Genomic DNA, 15,724 nt, shown 5'->3' with positions numbered 1-15,724 from the left:
GTGGTGTAAAGATACTACACTAGAACTTATTTTATCAAATAAAATAAGGCCTTTTTCAATTTGGGATTTTTTAAGCGGAAAGTTTAAATTAGCAACTAAAATGGCTCTTATTAAGAATATTCATTGCATTGAAAAGCAGTAAATTTTATGGGATTATCCGACTCTTTAAGGGAATATAACAAGGTTATGTGTTGTTATGAGTTTTACTGTTGTTCAAGTTTCGACCTTAACTCAAAAACGCGATTTTATTCAATTACCATGGATGTTGCATGCTAAGGATTCCAACTGGGTACCCCCACTTCGGGGTGCGGTAAAAAAAATTCTTAATACTCGCAAACACCCTTTTTATAAACAAGCAGAATTAACGCTTTGGCTTGCTTACCGCAATAATCAACCCGTTGGGCGTATCGCCGGTATAATAAATCATGCCCATAATCAATTTCATAATGAACAGATAGCTTTCTGGGGTTTTTTTGAAACAGAAAGCAATATAGAGACTGCTCGTGCCCTATTTGCAGCTGTTGAAGAATGGGCCCATCAAAAAAAAGTTCACAGTTTGCGTGGCCCTGCAAACCCATCAATTAATTATGAATGTGGTATGCAAGTATCAGCTTTTGATACCAAGCCCTATATTATGATGACCCAAAATCCTTCCTATTATCCCCAGCTGGTAGAAGCACTGGGTTATGATAAAGTCACGGATATGTATGCCTGGTTAATTAATCCGCAGACATTTAATTTACATACCAAATTAAAGACTGTTTACAACAAACTGTCTAATTCTGCAGATATTCAAATCCGCAGTATTAATATGAAGAATTATCGTCGTGAAATAGAAATTTTTCTTGATATTTATAATGATGCATGGAGAGAGAATTGGGGGTTTGTTCCTATGACCAAAGCGGAAGTTGATTCTCTTGCGCAGGAAATGAAACCCCTTATTATTCCGGAGATGGCATTGATGATTACTGTCGCTGGCGAGCCTGCGGCTTTTGGAATATTCCTACCTGATATCAATGAAGCCTTGTTGCACGTTCGTAATGGCAAATTATTTCCCACAGGATTTATCAAATTATTACAGTATATTAAAAGACCGAAGCATTCTCGGGGTGGTCGTATTCCATTATTAGGAATCCGTAAGAAATTTCGTCATTTACAGTTAGGCATTTTGCTCTATGCAAAATTTGGCGAACTGGGTAGAAATTTAAATATTTCTGATACCGAATGTTCATGGATATTGGAAGATAACCGTTCTATGCATTTTGGCTTAAAGCATATTGGTGCTAGCCAATATAAGACATACCGTATGTATCAAAAAACGCTAGTTAACAGGGACATGGGTTAATGGCAATAGCTACCATCACGCAGATTCTAAAAGATTTATGTAAAACTCAGCCTGCTTTGGAGCTTTATCGTTTTATTGAAAACGATGAAACGGTAAAGATCATTACCCCGGTTGAACTTGATCATCAGGCCAAAAAAATTGCCGCAAAATTACAGAAGTATCAAATAAAACAAAAAACGGCCGTTTTGCTCTATGAGCCAAGCTGTGAGTATATTTTTGCACTATTCGGGTGTTTATATGCTGGGGTAATTGCTGTACCTGCCTACCCTCCAATAACGGATGAAATGGCAACTACATTAAAAAAAATCATTGATAATGCTGATGCAAAAATTGTTTTAACTAGCCAAAAAATTAGTGCAAGTTTACGTAAGCTAAAGGTATTAACGCCCTTATTATCTCTGATAAAACCGTTAATAAAAAATAAAACAAAAGAAAATATTCTGGAAGCTTCTACCCAATTAAACCAGTTAAAGATACTTACTTCTGCAAAAATAAGCGATCAACTCGTCGCCCAGTATAAGGAAGAACGGCTTTGTGACAAGGATATCGCTTATTTACAATATACCTCCGGATCAACCAGTAAACCTAAAGGCGTTGTAATAACGCATCAAAATTTAATGGCTAACTTGCAGCAATTAGTACAGGATTACAAATTTACACGCTCTGATGTTGTAGTGACCTGGCTGCCCCCTTATCATGATATGGGCTTGATTTCAGGTATTTTTATTCCCTTATTTGTCGGAATAAAATCGATACATTTATCGCCAATAAACTTCTTACAAAAGCCATTAATGTGGTTAAAAGCAATCTCTGATTATCAAGGAACTGTTGCTGGTGGTCCGGACTTTAGTTTTAGATTATGTAGCAACAAAATCAAATTAGAAGGGATCAAAGATTTAAATTTGGCAAGTTGGCGCATTGCATTTTGTGGCGCAGAAACTGTTCACTCCTCAACGTTTCCAATTTTTTATAATAAATTTGCACGTTATTCTTTAAAGGAAAATATTTTTATTCCTTGCTATGGGTTGGCTGAATCAGTTGTTTATGTGTGTGGAGTTCGACTAAATGCAACTGCTTATTATAAAAATTTCAATAAGAAAAAATTAATAGAAGAAGGGATAGCTGAAATCCATAAAAGTGAACATGAAGGGAAGCGCTTGGTAAGTGTCGGTTTTTGCTCGCCTAATGCCCATGTCCAAATTGTAAATCCTGATTCGCAGGAAATAATGCCTGATGGGCATGTTGGTGAGATTTGGTTTCATGGTCCGAATGCAGCAACTGCCTATTGGCGTAATTCAGAAGATTCCCAAAGCCAATTAAATGCAAGAATAAAAAACGCTCAGGAGCACCGTACCTATGTGCGTACCGGTGATTTAGGATTTAAATATCAGGATGAATTATTTATTACGGGAAGAATAAAAGATCTGATTATTATTAATGGATTAAATCATTATCCTCAAGATCTTGAATTATCTGTAAGAGAAGAGTTTTTTAGCACAGATATTGGTAGTATCGCCGCTTTTGCAGTGAATGAAGATGATTGTGAAAATGTAATTATGTTAGTCGAACATAAAAAATCTTCTCAACTAAACTCTTTAGAATTAAGCCAAAAAGTGCATGAAATTATTAGAGAAAAGCATTTAATTACTATTAAAAAAGTTTTACTCGTACCTGCAAAAACAATTCCGAAAACAACGAGTGGCAAAATAAAACGTGCTCAGTGTAGAGAATACTATGTTAATGGCCGAATTTCGTGTCTGTTTGAATTGTGAGCCTGAACTCATGAATAAAGCCAATATAGAAAACTGGATTATCAATAAAATTTCTCAGGAACTTAAAATAATTCCTGCGAAAATAAATACGCACACCAATGTTGCTCATTATGGTTTAGGCTCATTACAAGCTATTACAATTTGTGGGGAATTAGAAGATTGGCTTGGCATAAAAATAGACTATGCAACCTTTGTTAATTTAAAAAACGTTCATGAAATAACCAATTTTCTCTATAAGAAAACTAAAAAGAAAATTAGCAATATACAAAAACAAAATCCTGGGAAAGAGGGTGAAATGAATTTTTTAGCATCATTTCCTCAGATTAAAGAGTTAGTAAATTTGGAGCAAAAAGTTAAAGAAGCAGCGGGTATAGATCTTTATTTTTGTGAAAATGAGGGCCAATTTAATCAGCATACTTCTATAGAGGGACAAACTTACCTGAATTTTTCTTCTTATAATTACCTGGCTTTCGCCAATGACCAAGAGGTTATGAATGACGCGATAGAGGCAATAAAACAGTATGGCACCTCAGTTTCGGCCAGTCGTTTGGTAGGAGGACAGAAGCCTATTCATAGCCAGCTTGAAGAAGCAATTGCCAATTTTTTGAATACAGAAGATGCTTTGGTTTTTAATTCAGGGTATTTAACCAATGTAACAACAATTGGTCATCTTATGGATAGTAATGATTTAATTATCTTGGATGAATTAAGTCATAATAGTTTGGTACAAGGCGCACGATTATCAGGTGCTGCTATGAAGTTTTACAAACACAATGATACGCATAGCCTGGAAAAAATATTAAAAGCAACAAGCGGCAAATTCGTAAAAACGCTTGTAGTGACAGAAGGCATTTTCAGCATGGATGGTGATGTCCCACCTTTAAATGACTACATTAAGCTAAAGCAAAAATTTGATTTTCTAATCTATGTGGATGAAGCCCATTCTTTAGGCGTGCTTGGCGAATCAGGTGCAGGGATAGGAGAGTATTTTGCTATTAATCGTGCTGATGTCGATATCTGGATGGGTACCCTCAGTAAAGCAATTGCTTCCTGTGGAGGGTACATTGCCGGGAATGAAAGTTTAATTAATTACTTAAAATATACGACGCCAGGCTTTGTTTATAGTTGCGGTTTATCTCCTGCTGATACGGCTGCAGCATTAACTTCGTTAAAAAAACTTAAACACAGTTCGCATCGAGTTAAAAGATTACAAGAATTAGCAAGTTTCCTAGGTAATGAATTAAAAAAATCTGCTATTGATACAGGTTTAAGTTTTTATACTCCCATCATCCCCATTCTGATCGGAGATATGAATGAGACTATACGGTTATGTGTGGCTCTGCGTAAAAGACAAATTTATACTCAGGCAATCTTTCCTCCTGCTGTCGCAAATGAAGCTTCTCGATTAAGGATTTTTGTCAATTATTCGCATTCGCAGGATGATCTAAGATTATTGGCTAAGACGCTGCATAACTTAATGACTATGGATGCCACTATTACAAATTAAGAGGGTAGAAAAGAGTGCAAAATAGATCAGCGGAATTAGAGAAGGATTTTAAATGAAAGCAGTGATTCTAGCTGCAGGGCACGGTTCTCGATTATTTCCTTATACCAGCCATAAACCTAAAGCTTTATTGAATATAAATAATATGACCATACTGGAATGGCAATTATGGCAATTCATGCAAGCTGATATCATGGATTTTATTGTTGTCACAGGTTTTATGCATGAAGACATTGAGAGGACCTTGCGTCGTTACCAATTGGCGCACCCGCAAATTCGCTATGAAGTTCTTTTTAATCAAGATTATGCTTGCGCCGAAAATATTGTTAGTTGCTTAACCTTTCTTAAGCAGTACCAGAATGAATGCATTCTCGTAAATGGCGATGTTTTGTTTCATCCGCAATTAGTAGAGCAGCTTATCTCATCGGCCAAACAAGATATTAATCTTTTGTATGATGTAAAGGCAATTTACGATGAAGATGATATGAAAATTACAAAGAAAGGAAATTATCTTGCCAAGATAGGAAAAACGATTTCAGCAGAATTTATTGATGGTGAATCGGTAGGAATGATTTTCTTAAGTGCACAAGGGGCGAAGCTTTTTTATCAGGAAATATGTGAATTACTGACAACATCGGCAAATAGACAGAATTGGTATTTAAAAGCCATTGATAGTCTTGCGCGAAAAGAAAAGATATTATTGGTTCGTACGCCTGAGCGAGCCTGGTGCGAAATTGATTATCCTAAGGATTTAACAATCGCAATAGAGTTTACTAAAAACTGGCCTCAGCCAATAATCAAACAGTCTCGGTATAGTCTGGAAGTCAATTAAAATGTCCCCTATGCAATGTGTCTTAATCGGCGAATGTAGCCATCGTGTTTTTGGACTTAAAGCAAGAGAGCGAATTATAAAATTAGCAGCAGCGAATCATTTAACTATGGTTAATGCAGCAACGCTAACCGAAACAGACTCACCTACTATAATACTTGACATTAACGCAGTATTTGATGAGCATTTTTTGTCTTATTTACGTGGTCTGACTGATACTCAAATCATGGATGGCGATGTGGCTCTTGCTTGTATTACTTCTGATATCAAGATTGTAAAAGCTTCTATAAAAAAGCAAAAAATTACTGATGAAGATAATCATTTAATAAAAATCCCAGCTCACGATATTCCTCTGGTTTTCTTTGCAAAACAATTAAAAAAGGGAAATCCTCTTATTCAAAAGTTAGAATGTGAAAATATCCCTATAGTTGAGAAAAAATTATATCGTTCGACATACAAAGGTGTGACGGATCTATGTACCAAATATTTTTGGTATCACTTGGCATTCTATATAACCCGTGTTCTCGCTAAGTATCGCATCAAGCCAAATACGGTGACTTTTTTTAGTTTGATTTTTTGTACACTGTCACCTTTATTAATTATGAAAAACCATTTCGTTCTTGGTCTTGGTTGTGCCTGGCTAATGATGATATTAGATACCGTGGATGGAAAATTAGCGCGCTTGACCGTAACAAGTTCAAAGTTCGGGGACTATTTTGATCACGGAATGGATCTAATTCATCCGCCATTTTGGTATTTGGCTTGGGGGATAGCCCTTAGTAAATATTATCAGGTTCAGTTTTCTGAAATTTTAAATTTATTTTATGTCATTGTTATTTTTTATATCCTTGGGCGCCTAGCGGAATTATTTTTTAAAGCTGTTATGGGCATAAAAATGTTTTTATGGCAGAAATTTGATGCACGCTTTCGCTTGGTTATGGCAAGAAGAAATACAAATTTCTTATTGCTAACGTTAAGTTATATCGCTGGATACCCTGTTGCAGGTTTTTATGCAGTTTATTACTGGACAATTATTTCAGTGTTAATTCAATATCTACGTTTAGGGCAGGCTTTTCAATTAAAACAAATTAGCAAAAAGAAGTTAAAACTCGATTACAGCGAATGATTAGGTAAAAAAGAGCCAGGTTAAGTAAAATTATTTCTATCAGAAAATATAGCCAAATATGATTAATCAATAATGCTAACAAGAGATAACGATAATTTCCTGCGAGTAAATGCCAACTCGGTAGCATGGTTTCAAATTGTTGTGATTTAGTAAGTGATACTTTCTCGGAAAGCATTTTAAGTAACTTATCTTTATTAAAAAAGCGCAATTGATTATGGTTATATAAGCGTAATAGCCAGGATAAGCTTTTGTTTTCTCCAGCAATAATAAAGCCAAGCTTGGCACCAAATTTCCCATATTTAAGATGATTATATATATCAATGTACAATTGATACCCAGTGGCTTGCAAGGCGCTACTGTAACCTGCTACGGCAATGAGGAGAAAAATAAAAGAACCGTAAAGTGGATAATAGAGATAAGCAATCACACCATAAAGAAAAATAACGCTTAGGTAATCGCAAAGACCATCAATTAGGGTACCTTTTGTTGAGCTTTTATTTTTAGCTCTTGCAAGTTGACCATCTGCGGCATCAAAGATCATGCGACAAAGAAAACAAAACATAGCAAGTAAAAGATAAGTTAGAGAAGTTTGAGCTAATAACAATGAACAGCCACCGAGGAACGCGGAAAGTAATCCAAAAAAACTTAGAAAATTCGGGGTAACAATGGTTGATTCTAGAAGTCTAACTAATCGATAACTTAGAGGATGAATTATAAATCGGTTTAGCCATTCCGTTGTCTCTTTCGGTTTTCTTATTTGCATTTCCATATTGATTAACTAGTTTCTTCAGCGTGGTAAAAGGCATTAGCTGCCAGATTCATGCGTTTAATAGCCTTTGTTTTACCAATTAATTTAATTACGAGTTTATTGAAATAATTAAAAGGAAAAGGAAGTTTCCTATCAATGTCACAGAATAACACGACTCGCAACTGTTGTGTTGGATTAGCAGCAAAATGACGATAGGTATCATCAAACAAAATGGCTTCTCCTTCACGCCAAAAATAATTTTGACCATCCACATTGATAAAGGCGTTATGGGTTGCACAACAAAAAAGGCAAAGATGATAGCGGTAACACAATTTACTCGGCCCATAGTGTGGCTTGATTGTAGCTCCGGGCTCAAAAATAGATAACATGGCCAGATTAATTTCCGGGCATTGCTTTATCAAAGCTGCGGTTTTGGGCAACTGAATTTCTGCTGCAGGTAGAATATCCCGGTAACATTTTATAAAAAAGGATTTCCATCCCTCTTTAGCTAATTTTCTTGAATATTTTTCAATTTCTCCAAAATCCTTCAATTTGAATTTTTGCTTTAATAGAGCATGAACTTCCTGTTGAATTAGCGAAAAATTAGCTGCCAGCATATTATGCGAGGGGAAGACATTAAGAGGCAGGAAGGGTTTATTAGGGGAAATAAGACCATACAGCACATTAATCGGAGAAATTAGCGATTTGGGATTTTTTTTTAAATTATACCAAGATAAAAATCGTGCTTTTCGCCGGTAACGTTCAATCTCTGAACAGAAAAAGAGGAGGGCAATCAAGGTTAGCGGAATAAGAAAAGTCATTGTTTGCAAATAGACAGGTATTTCAAAAAGATACTAATCAAAGAGTTGGAGCATGTCTATAAGGTAAGGTTTATTTATAACGCTTGTAGCGAAATGGTAGTGACAAGGAGAGGATGCTAATACTTTTCGCCAAACAAAGAAGTGCCTTGTTGGGTTTTAACTGCAGCAAATTGTAACTTGCCTTTAGGCTTAAATAAATGGCCGATCTTAATGAGTAGAAGATGGCTTGATGTTTTTTCTTTGCCAAAAAATAATAAATGCGATGAGTCCTCATAGTATTGGAGCAAAGTCTCATTAAAGTCCAATAATTCGATGTTCTGGCAGCGACCACATTTTCAATAATATGAATTTTAGAAGTAAAAATAATTTTTCCCCCCAGATTTGAAAATTGTCTGAAAAATAGATGGTCCTCACCTCCAGTTAAAGAAAAAGCATTATCAAATTTTAATCGATTAGTGAAAACAAGTTTTGTGGAAAAAAAACATTTCCCTGTACCTGCTTTTTTTACCAGCTCGCCTTCTCTGTAGTTATTTTTGAAACTGTAATAGGAAAATCTGTCTTTAAGCATATTTTTTTCAATAAAATTGTAGTGTAGGGGGTAAGTTAATGCATCACAGTCATATTCATCATAAAGTTGATATAAAGTAATTAACCAATTTGCTGAAGGAATAGTAGTATCATCATCAAGAAATAAAATTTCAGTTGCTAGAATTTCTTCTGCTTTTTGTAATACGCGATTTCTTGCTTGTGAAATGCCCTGTTCTTTTTCAAGAATTAAGTCGTACGGAAAAGGTAAGATAATCTTTGTTACTAACGATGCAATTTCCTGATGGTTAGCTGGATAATTATTGACTAAAACGAGTTGTACCTTAATGTCAGGTGGGAGCTGTAAGTGTGTAAGACTCTCTAAGAGAGTCATTAAAAGATGGGATCTATTGTAAGTACAAATACCTATCAACAATTGGCGCATGATGTTTGGCTCTCATTGGCATAATATCTTTAGCCGTACCACGAAAATCATGGTATGGATTATAAGTTGTTTTAAAATAATTAGAATTATTCTATCTTTCTTTTACCTCTAATTTTAAAAAAAGAAAATGCAATTAAAAAATACCGACAAAACTGTTCTTATTAGTGGTGCAAGTCGCGGCATTGGGGAGCAGTTGGCTTTAGCTTATGCGAAGAAAGGCGTTAATTTAATCTTGCTCGCAAGAGATGAAAATAACTTGGCAACTGTAGCTCAATCCTGCCGTGAGATGAATGCTCAAGTAATTACTCATTCTATTGATATTAGTGAGGCCGATACTTTAAAAGAATTTATTGTTGCAATAGATAAGCAAATGCCTATTGATTTAGCGATTGCAAATGCAGGGGTCTCCTCTACCTTAAATAAAAATTGGCAACCTGAAAATAAAAGTCAAAGTGATGAAGTTTTTCGGATTAACCTGCAAGGGACGCTCAATACGATTACACCTGTTATCGATTGCATGATAGATAGAAAACAGGGGCAGATTGCCATTATGAGTTCCTTGGCTGGGTTAAGAGGCTTGCCGCAATCACCAAGTTATTGTGCATCAAAAGCGGCTCTTTATGTCTATGCCCAATCACTGCATGCTTGGCTTTGGCGTTACGATATTAGGGTCTCTGTTATTTGCCCAGGTTATGTAAAAACTGCAATGTCAGAGAAGTTAATCGGTCCAAAACCTTTGTTATTATCAAGTAAGAAGGCTGCTCTCCTGATTAAACAGGGTTTAGATAAAAATAAGTTTTGTATTGCCTTTCCTCGTAGCTTGTATCTAATTACAAAATTTGCAAATTATTTGCCTGCAACGCTAATTGATTCTTTTTTAAGTCGTTATGAATCTTATATTGAAAACTAGGTAGGGTCTAATGCGCGAAGCATATGCAGGAATGGTTCGACCTTTATGAAATGCGTCTGCCAGTTTGGTATAGAAAATTGGCTTATACGTTGAAGTTGTATTGCACGTAGGGTACTGTTCGCCAGCATATAATTTTCGATACAAGCTAACCATTGTTGAGCATTTTGAACAGGAATGAAATCTGGGATGTCGCCAGCAATTTCATGAAAAACAGACAGGTTATTGGCAATAACGGGAGTTCCTGCGCTTAGTGCTTCAATAAGCGGGAGGCCATAGCCTTCGGCTAAACTAGGCAAGAGAAGGGCTTGAGCATGATGTAAATAAGTGAGCAGGTCTTCATCATTTGCAGGATGCTCAATGATAAATTTTTTGATTAGGTCGCAATTATCCAATAAGGCGAGTGTCTGCTTGCAAAGATAGCCCCGCTCACCAATCAGCACTAATTTGGGTGTATCAATCCCGTGTCGCTCAATTAATTTCAGCCATAGCTTTAAGAGGAATAAGTGATTTTTTCGTCTTTGAATAGTTCCTACGATGAGGAAATAATTCTCTTTAATTGGTCGCTCCTGGCGAGGAGGAGTGCTTGAAGTTATGCCGGGAGCTAATGAGGCCGAAATAAGATAGGGGAGTAATTTAAGATTGGGGATGTGATTAATAAGTGAATTTGTAGTTGTTTGCGAGTTGGTCACAATTCCTGTGGCGTTGTTCATTATAAACGACAAAATACGTTGGTATTTTTGCGCTTTAGTTGTTGGAAAAAACTCTGGATTTTCAAAAGGGATAAGATCATGAACCATAAAAATAAGTTTCATGCCATGGCGTTTTAAAGTATGGTAAAGGCCTTCATAATGCAAGCCAGAGTAATCTATCTTAAGAAGAATAATATTTTTTAGTGATTGTTTAGCCTCAGATCGAAAACTATCTTTAATTAATAAACCAATAAAAGGCCAAAATATCTTCGGATGCCAGGATAAAAGTAACGAACTTGCCTGTCGGGAAGCTTGCTCAGATAAGATAAAAGCAAATTGTCCAAAACGAAGGAGAAGTTGTGCGCGTTGTTTATAATGTTGCAGATAAGCCAATAAAACGCGATCTATACCTGTAGGTGATTGTTGGCGGCATGCTCGACGAAATAGCCGACTGACATCAATGAGCAATCCTTGCATGTTTAATCAGGATACTTAAAAAGATAAATTATGCACAAAAAATAATCGCATGAATAGCATTATTTAGGCAATTTGCGACGAAGAACTAGCAAGGCTGCAGTTACTTTGGTTTGTAGGAGCCTGTGACTATCCAATAAAACAATATGCTATTATTTTTATTAAGGTCTTCAGGGATATTAGACTTCATGCCAAAGAAAGTACCCAACAAAGCCAAGAACCAAGAAAAACCGGTGCTTATTGATTTGGCTTTACAGGGAGGTGGCGCTCACGGCGCTTACACTTGGGGAGTGCTCGATCGCTTACTTCAAGAACCAACATTGCAGATTGAGGGGATCTCAGGAACTTCGGCAGGTTCAATGAATGCTGCGGTATTAGCCAGTGGTTATCTTGCAGGAGGTGCTGAGGGAGCAAGAGTTGCCTTAGAAACATTTTGGCGACGAGTTTCTCAAGCAGCCACCTATAGTCCATTTCAACGAGGGCCTCTCGATATGCTTATGGGGAAGTGGACCTTGGATTATTCTCCACTATTTGTTGCTTTTGATTTGCTTTCAAGACTCTTTTCTCCCTATGATTTAAATCCCATTGCCCTCAATCCCTTGCAATCCATTCTAATGGAAAGTGTACAGTTTGATAGGCTTACAAAAGCCCCGATAAAATTATTTATCACAGCTACAAATGTCAGGACTGGACGTGGAAGAGTTTTCAGAAATGCAGAAATAACACCCGATGTATTGCTTGCCTCTGCCTGCCTGCCAACTCTATTTCAAGCAATTGAAATAGAGGGTGAAGCTTATTGGGATGGAGGCTACAGTGGTAACCCAACTATTACGCCGCTAGTCAAGGAGTGTGAGTCAAGTGATACTTTATTAGTGCAGATAAATCCGATTGAACGTCCCGGGACTCCTAAGAGTGCACGTGATATTCTAAATCGTCTTAATGAAGTTGCATTTAATGCAACCTTGATGAAAGAGTTACGAATGATTGCCGTACTGAGACAAGTCGCCAGTTCAGTTAAGGGCGAAGGTGAGCGCTGGGCAAAGATGCGTATTCATCGAATAGCAAGTGACAAAATGCAAACATTAGGTTTTTCTTCCAAGCTTAACGGCGAATGGTCATTCCTATGCATGTTGCGTGATGAGGGTCGCAGTACAGCAGAAAATTTTTTAAAGAAACACGGTGATGATTTAGGTCAACGTTCCAGTTTTGATTTAAATTCGCTTTTATAAAAAACTGGCTCTGCTCAGAAACAATTAATCTTTCTAATAAGGATATAACATGACTAAAAAAATTGGGGTCTTGGTAGGTAGTTTGCGTAAAGAATCCTGGAACCGCAAGCTTGCGCTGGTACTAATCAACCTTGCTCCGTCTACTCTTGATTTACAAATAGTGGAGATAGGTCAATTGCCACTCTATAACCAGGATCCTGATGATCAAAATAGGCCACTGAAGGAATGGGTAGCTTTTCGGGAAAAAATGAAGACGTTTGATGGTTTTTTATTTGTTAGTCCTGAATATAACCGTTCTATTCCAGCACCTCTAAAAAATGCAATTGATGTCGGGTCAAGGCCTTATGGACAAAGTATTTGGGGTGGGAAACCTGGGGCTGTTATCAGTGCCTCTCCAGGCGCGGTTGGTGGATTTGGAGCAAATCAGCATTTACGTCAAACCTTTGTATTTTTGAATGTGTTTTGTATGCAACAACCCGAGGCGTATATTGGGGGTATTAATAAAATTTTTGGGGAAGATGGTAACATTACTAATGAAAGTACGCATGAGTTTTTACGTCGTTATATGGAAGAGTTTGCTAATTGGGTTAAGCAATTTTAGACGATAAGGCATTATTTTTTAGGGCGGTTCTCCTGCTCAGCAGAGAGAGAATCCGGTGGATTGAAATTAGCGGTATTTTCAATCTCATTGGCATGATAAAGCGCGTCTGCCTTTTCTGCTTTGCGCGTATTTTCTTTTAATTGTTGCTCATTTAGCTGAGCTTGCCAAAATGCTATCGCTTGTTGTTTAAAATAATTTACATGCCGAAATAATTTACCCAAGTGTTCTGCTAGCATGGGTAATTTATTTGGGCCAAAAACAATGAGAGCAACAAGCAACGTTAATAAAAGTTCGCCGCTACTCATAACTTTTTATCATCATCCTCATTCATTGCTTTGCGAAAATTTTTAATTGCGTTACCTAAATCGGAACCAATATTCTTTAATTTATTAGTTCCAAACAAGGCAATAATAATTAAAAATATTAATAATAATGACAATGGACTGATTCCACTTAATCCCATGTTAACTCCTGTTCAAACGGTTAAGTAACGTTACAACACTGCCAACGATTGCTGCCGAAAGAGCCATGGCTGCTATTTTATCTTGATTTAAAAGATCTAACATACTTACTGTCACTATGGTAGCAAAAATACCTATTCCCAGCCCTTTATACCAATTTGATTTTGTTGTATCGGTTACCTGTTCATCGCGCATTAAAGAACGAATTTTTTGTTCTTTACTTAGTTGTAATACCTCATTTAAAAGTCTGGGCATATGAGGTAACTGTTCAGACATGAAAGGTAAATTTTCGCGCAATTGTTTAAGAAAGGCTCGGGGACCGATTTGTTCTTTAAGCCATTTTTCGAGGAAAGGTTTGGCTGTCGCCCATAAATCAAGTTCGGGATAAAGTTGACGACCAAGTCCTTCAATTGCCAGAAGTGTTTTTTGTAATAAAACCAATTGTGGTTGAACTTCCATTTGAAAACGTCGGGCAACTTGGAATAGTCGCAATACAACCTGAGCGAAAGAAATATCTTTTAATGGTTTTTCAAAGATGGGTTCGCATACGGTGCGGATAGCACTTTCAAATTCTTCAATACGGGTATCGCGAGCAACCCAGCCTGATTCTACATGAAGCGCTGCAACACGGCGGTAATCTCGATTAAAAAAGGCGTATAAATTCTCCGCCAAATAGCGTTTGTCGCTATCACTTAGAGTACCGATAATACCAAAATCAATGCAGATATATTGAGGTTCCTGAGGGCGAAGTGGCGAAACAAAGATATTACCCGGGTGCATATCGGCGTGAAAAAAACAATCTCGAAAAACTTGAGTGAAAAAAATTTCTACACCACGTTCGGCAAGCATTTTAATATTGACACCATGCTCTTTTAAAGAGGCCACATCAGACACTGGAATACCATGGATGCGCTCCATAACCATGATATTTTCTCTTGTATAATCCCAAAATACTTCGGGAATATAGAGTAGAGGTGATTTGTGGAAGTTTCTACGTAATTGAGATGCATTGGCTGCTTCGCGCTGTAGATCCAGTTCATCAAGCAAATTATGTTCAAATTCCAGGACAATTTCTTTAGGTCTTAGCCGCTTGCTTTCGGCCCAGTACTTATCTGCCAGATTAGCGATGGTATGCATGATGCTTAAGTCTTTTTCGATAATCTTTCGCATGTTAGGACGCAAAATTTTAACGACAACCTCTTCACCGCTTTTTAGGGTAGCAGCATGAACTTGTGCCATGGAGGCCGATGCAAGTGGAACCGGATCAAATTCAGCAAAGACTTCAAACGCAGATTGACCAAACGCTAACTCAAAAATAGCCAATGCTTTTTCACTTGCAAAAGGGGGAACATCATCTTGTAGCTTACATAATTCCAGTGCTATATCCGGCGGTAAGATATCCGGACGGGTTGAAAGCGCTTGGCCAAATTTTATAAAGATAGGTCCCAATTGCTCGAGTGTTTTTCGCAGCGCTTCCCCGCGAGTTAACTTTTCTTTACGAAACCAGTTCCAAGGATTTAAATAGACAATAAAACGAAAAGGCGAAAACAGTCTTATTGATACAATGACTTGATCAAGCCCATTTCTAGCTAAAATGGTATTAATATGAAGTAGTCGAATGAGTTGTTTAATTGGTTTCATGTTTGGCCATCAGTTGGTTGACATGAGCTTGTAAGCGCTCAACGTCGAGCGCTAATTTATCAATATCACTAAAAAAATCATCCATTTCTTCACGAGTAGGGAAAACCCGCAGTTCTTCTTGAAGGTAATCAGTAAAATTATTACGCATGGACTCACTCAATTGCCGTTTAAAGCTTAAGCCCTGGCGAAATAAGGAACCTAACTGATGCGCTACCACATCGCCGGTAAAATGGGAAAGATGTCCTTCCCAATCGATGTCTAATTCGTCAAATAATTTTTTGACCTCTTGGCCCAATTCCACATCACCTGAAAGTCGAATTTTATCATTGAATAATGAACGAGCTTTGGAAGCAGGCAGGAAACTTAAACGAATTAACCCAAGTGGACTGCTATGAATAATAGTATCTGGATGACCTTCATAATCAGCAAGCAGTTTCAGTTGTCCTTCCTCAAAGAGAATAAAAAAATTTGCTCCCAAGGGCGCAACAATAATTTCAATAACCTTGCCATCTAATGCAGCAATTTTAGTGGGCATCGATTCATCGAGGCTAAGTGCATGATTAATGGCTGTCTGCAATGCTTTTAATGAATATTTCTTTATCAT

Annotated in this window: 16 protein-coding genes; 8 read left to right on the top strand and 8 right to left on the bottom strand. The window is 37.0% G+C overall.

The window, feature by feature from the left end; genetic code table 11:
- The first annotated feature begins 196 nt into the window (after nucleotides 1-196).
- The 5 genes from PXX05_RS13125 to PXX05_RS13105 are packed head-to-tail and all read left to right on the top strand — an operon-like array spanning nucleotide 197 to nucleotide 6,576.
- The gene (locus PXX05_RS13125) at nucleotides 197-1,345 is read left to right on the top strand and encodes a hypothetical protein (RefSeq protein ID WP_275088642.1); all 1,149 of its coding nucleotides are present in this window, start codon (nucleotides 197-199) and stop codon (nucleotides 1,343-1,345) included.
- Nucleotides 1,345-3,117, top strand: a complete 1,773-nt coding sequence (locus PXX05_RS13120; RefSeq protein WP_275088641.1) for a fatty acyl-AMP ligase — start codon at nucleotides 1,345-1,347, stop codon at nucleotides 3,115-3,117. Before PXX05_RS13125 ends, PXX05_RS13120 begins: the two co-directional genes overlap by 1 nt.
- Nucleotides 3,080-4,624 (top strand): aminotransferase class I/II-fold pyridoxal phosphate-dependent enzyme, encoded by a 1,545-nt coding sequence (locus PXX05_RS13115; protein WP_275088640.1) that lies wholly within the window; start codon nucleotides 3,080-3,082, stop codon nucleotides 4,622-4,624. The genes PXX05_RS13120 and PXX05_RS13115 overlap by 38 nt, the downstream gene beginning before the upstream one ends.
- Before the next feature lie 52 nt (nucleotides 4,625-4,676).
- Entirely contained in the window at nucleotides 4,677-5,453 is a 777-nt protein-coding gene (locus PXX05_RS13110; protein ID WP_275088639.1) for a phosphocholine cytidylyltransferase family protein, read from the top strand.
- A 1-nt stretch (nucleotide 5,454) separates the two neighbouring features.
- Nucleotides 5,455-6,576, top strand: coding sequence for a CDP-alcohol phosphatidyltransferase family protein (locus PXX05_RS13105; protein ID WP_275088638.1), 1,122 nt, complete (start codon nucleotides 5,455-5,457; stop codon nucleotides 6,574-6,576).
- Here the strand turns inward: PXX05_RS13105 and PXX05_RS13100 are convergent.
- From PXX05_RS13100 to PXX05_RS13090, 3 genes are all read right to left on the bottom strand, one after another.
- The gene (locus PXX05_RS13100; RefSeq protein WP_275088637.1) at nucleotides 6,539-7,345 is read right to left on the bottom strand and encodes a CDP-alcohol phosphatidyltransferase family protein; all 807 of its coding nucleotides are present in this window, start codon (nucleotides 7,343-7,345) and stop codon (nucleotides 6,539-6,541) included. The genes PXX05_RS13105 and PXX05_RS13100 overlap by 38 nt on opposite strands.
- A 5-nt stretch (nucleotides 7,346-7,350) precedes the next feature.
- Entirely contained in the window at nucleotides 7,351-8,145 is a 795-nt protein-coding gene (locus tag PXX05_RS13095) for an aspartyl/asparaginyl beta-hydroxylase domain-containing protein (protein WP_275088636.1), read from the bottom strand.
- A 70-nt stretch (nucleotides 8,146-8,215) separates the two neighbouring features.
- Nucleotides 8,216-9,115 (bottom strand): glycosyltransferase family 2 protein, encoded by a 900-nt coding sequence (locus PXX05_RS13090; protein ID WP_275088635.1) that lies wholly within the window; start codon nucleotides 9,113-9,115, stop codon nucleotides 8,216-8,218.
- Nucleotides 9,116-9,242: 127 nt separating this feature from the next.
- On the opposite strand from PXX05_RS13090, the gene PXX05_RS13085 reads away from it, so the two are divergent.
- Nucleotides 9,243-10,025 (top strand): SDR family NAD(P)-dependent oxidoreductase, encoded by a 783-nt coding sequence (locus PXX05_RS13085; protein WP_275088634.1) that lies wholly within the window; start codon nucleotides 9,243-9,245, stop codon nucleotides 10,023-10,025.
- Here the strand turns inward: PXX05_RS13085 and PXX05_RS13080 are convergent.
- Nucleotides 10,022-11,191 (bottom strand): glycosyltransferase family 4 protein, encoded by a 1,170-nt coding sequence (locus PXX05_RS13080; RefSeq protein WP_275088633.1) that lies wholly within the window; start codon nucleotides 11,189-11,191, stop codon nucleotides 10,022-10,024. The two genes, PXX05_RS13085 and PXX05_RS13080, sit on opposite strands and share 4 nt — an antisense overlap.
- Before the next feature lie 185 nt (nucleotides 11,192-11,376).
- On the opposite strand from PXX05_RS13080, the gene PXX05_RS13075 reads away from it, so the two are divergent.
- Both PXX05_RS13075 and PXX05_RS13070 read left to right on the top strand, forming a co-directional pair.
- Complete coding sequence (locus tag PXX05_RS13075) at nucleotides 11,377-12,417, top strand: patatin-like phospholipase family protein (protein ID WP_275088632.1); 1,041 nt, start codon at nucleotides 11,377-11,379, stop codon at nucleotides 12,415-12,417.
- 49 nt (nucleotides 12,418-12,466) lie between these two features.
- Complete coding sequence (locus PXX05_RS13070) at nucleotides 12,467-13,018, top strand: NADPH-dependent FMN reductase (protein ID WP_275088631.1); 552 nt, start codon at nucleotides 12,467-12,469, stop codon at nucleotides 13,016-13,018.
- Between the two features lie 11 nt (nucleotides 13,019-13,029).
- On the opposite strand, the gene PXX05_RS13065 is transcribed toward PXX05_RS13070, so the two are convergent.
- Genes PXX05_RS13065 through PXX05_RS13050 form a run of 4 tightly spaced genes read right to left on the bottom strand, consistent with a single transcriptional unit; the run spans nucleotide 13,030 to nucleotide 15,724 of the window.
- Nucleotides 13,030-13,323 carry a Sec-independent protein translocase subunit TatA/TatB gene (locus tag PXX05_RS13065; RefSeq protein ID WP_275088630.1) on the bottom strand — a complete coding sequence of 98 codons (294 nt, stop codon included), beginning with the start codon at nucleotides 13,321-13,323 and terminating at the stop codon, nucleotides 13,030-13,032.
- Nucleotides 13,320-13,481, bottom strand: a complete 162-nt coding sequence (gene tatA, locus PXX05_RS13060; protein ID WP_275088629.1) for a twin-arginine translocase TatA/TatE family subunit — start codon at nucleotides 13,479-13,481, stop codon at nucleotides 13,320-13,322. The genes PXX05_RS13065 and tatA overlap by 4 nt, the downstream gene beginning before the upstream one ends.
- A gap of 1 nt (nucleotide 13,482) precedes the next feature.
- The gene (gene ubiB, locus PXX05_RS13055) at nucleotides 13,483-15,120 is read right to left on the bottom strand and encodes a ubiquinone biosynthesis regulatory protein kinase UbiB (RefSeq protein WP_275088628.1); all 1,638 of its coding nucleotides are present in this window, start codon (nucleotides 15,118-15,120) and stop codon (nucleotides 13,483-13,485) included.
- Nucleotides 15,107-15,724 (bottom strand): ubiquinone biosynthesis accessory factor UbiJ, encoded by a 618-nt coding sequence (locus PXX05_RS13050; protein ID WP_275088627.1) that lies wholly within the window; start codon nucleotides 15,722-15,724, stop codon nucleotides 15,107-15,109. Before PXX05_RS13050 ends, ubiB begins: the two co-directional genes overlap by 14 nt.

This window comes from Legionella cardiaca, assembly GCF_029026145.1.
In the GTDB taxonomy this organism is placed as follows: domain Bacteria; phylum Pseudomonadota; class Gammaproteobacteria; order Legionellales; family Legionellaceae; genus Tatlockia; species Tatlockia cardiaca.
Note: the sequence above shows the minus strand (reverse complement) of the source record. Positions and strands in the feature narration are given on the sequence as shown.